Source organism: Nonomuraea sp. NPDC049141 (assembly GCF_040648415.1).
Taxonomy (GTDB): Bacteria; Actinomycetota; Actinomycetes; order Streptosporangiales; family Streptosporangiaceae; genus Nonomuraea.
On record NZ_JBEZDR010000191.1, the window covers coordinates 1 to 1,665 of the forward strand.

1 protein-coding gene is annotated in these 1,665 nt (G+C 71.8%); it reads right to left on the reverse strand.

Going from position 1 to position 1,665, the window contains the following annotated elements; translation table 11 throughout:
• The coding region (locus tag AB0B91_RS65760) for a UvrD-helicase domain-containing protein (protein WP_358343169.1) at positions 1-1,629 on the reverse strand (1,629 nt) is incomplete at its 3' end.
• Positions 1,630-1,665 lie beyond the last annotated feature (36 nt).

Below are 1,665 nucleotides of genomic sequence, written 5' to 3' on the forward strand. Positions count from 1 at the left end.
GACCCGCCCCGCGTCCTGCGGGTCGAGGCTCTCCTCCAGCTCGGTGAGGTAGCCCGAGCGGGTCAGCAGCGCCTCCAGCACCTCCTCCGGGGTGCCCGTCTCGGCCAGCTCGCGGGCGCCGTCGAGCAGGGCCACGAAGTCGGCGATGCCGTTGGCCGCCCGCGCGGAGATGCCCGGGGCGTCCTTGGCCCGCCGCAGCGCCGCCCCGAAGGAGACCCGGTCGCGGCTGGACAGCGCCTCCACGCACGCCTCGGCCCGGTCGCCGATGCCTCGGCGCGGCGTGTTGAGGATGCGGCGCAGGCTGACCGTGTCGTCGTCGTTGACCACCGCGCGCAGGTAGGCCAGCGCGTCGCGGACCTCCTTGCGCTCGTAGAAGCGCACCCCGCCGACCACCTTGTAGGGCAGGCCGACGCGGATGAACACCTCCTCGAAGACCCGGGACTGGGCGTTGGTGCGGTAGAAGACGGCCACGTCACCGGGGCGGGTCTCGTCGGCGTCGACCAGCCGGTCGATCTCGCGCGCCACCCAGTCGGCCTCGGCGTGCTCGGTGTCGGCCACGTAGCCGACGATCGGCTCGCCGGCGCCCGCCTCGCTCCACAGCCGCTTCGGCTTGCGCGACGTGTTGCGGTCGATCACCGCGTTGGCCGCGTTGAGGATGGTCTGGGTGGAGCGGTAGTTCTGCTCCAGCAGGATCGTCCGGGCGTCGCCGAAGTCGCGCTCGAACTCCAGGATGTTGCGGATCGTGGCGCCCCGGAACGCGTAGATCGACTGGTCGGCGTCACCGACCACGCAGAGCTCCGCCGGCTCGATCCCCTCCGTGCCGGCGACCAGCTCCTTGATCAGCACGTACTGGGCGTGGTTGGTGTCCTGGTATTCGTCGACCAGGACGTGCCGGAACCGCCGGCGGTAGCTCTCCGCGACGTGCGGGTGGGACTGGAGCAGGTGCACCGTCGTCATGATCAGGTCGTCGAAGTCCAGCGCGTGCGCCTCGCGCAGCCGCCGCTGGTAGAGCGTGTAGGCCTCCGCCAGCGCCCGCTCGTTGGGCCCCTTGGCGCGGCCCGCGAACTCCTCGGGGTCGACCAGCTCGTTCTTCAGGTTGGAGACCTGGGCGGCCAGCCCGCGCGCCGGGTAGCGCTTCGGGTCTAGGTCCAGCTCCCTGGCGACCATCTGCATCAGTCGGCGCGAGTCGTCCGCGTCGTAGATCGAGAAGGTCGACTTCAGCCCGGCGTGCTCGTGCTCGGCGCGCAGGATGCGTACGCACGCCGAATGGAACGTCGACACCCACATCAGGCGGGCGCGGGGACCCACCAGGTGGGCGACGCGCTCCTTCATCTCGCCGGCGGCCTTGTTGGTGAAGGTGATCGCGATGATCTCGCCGGGGTGCACGTCCCGGGCGGCCAGCAGGTAGGCGATCCGGTGGGTGAGCACCCGGGTCTTGCCCGAGCCCGCACCGGCCACGATCAGCAGCGGCGAGCCGGCATGGGTGACGGCGTCGCGCTGCGGGCCGTTCAGGCCCTCGACCAGGGCCTGCGGGTCGAGGTGGACGGCCGACGACCTGGGCCGGTGCGGCGAGGTCGGGGCAGGCGTCGGCGCGGGCGGGGACGCGGGGATGTCGAAGAGAGGATGCATCGCACGGCGAGTCTATGCCGCCGGGCGGACAGTTCC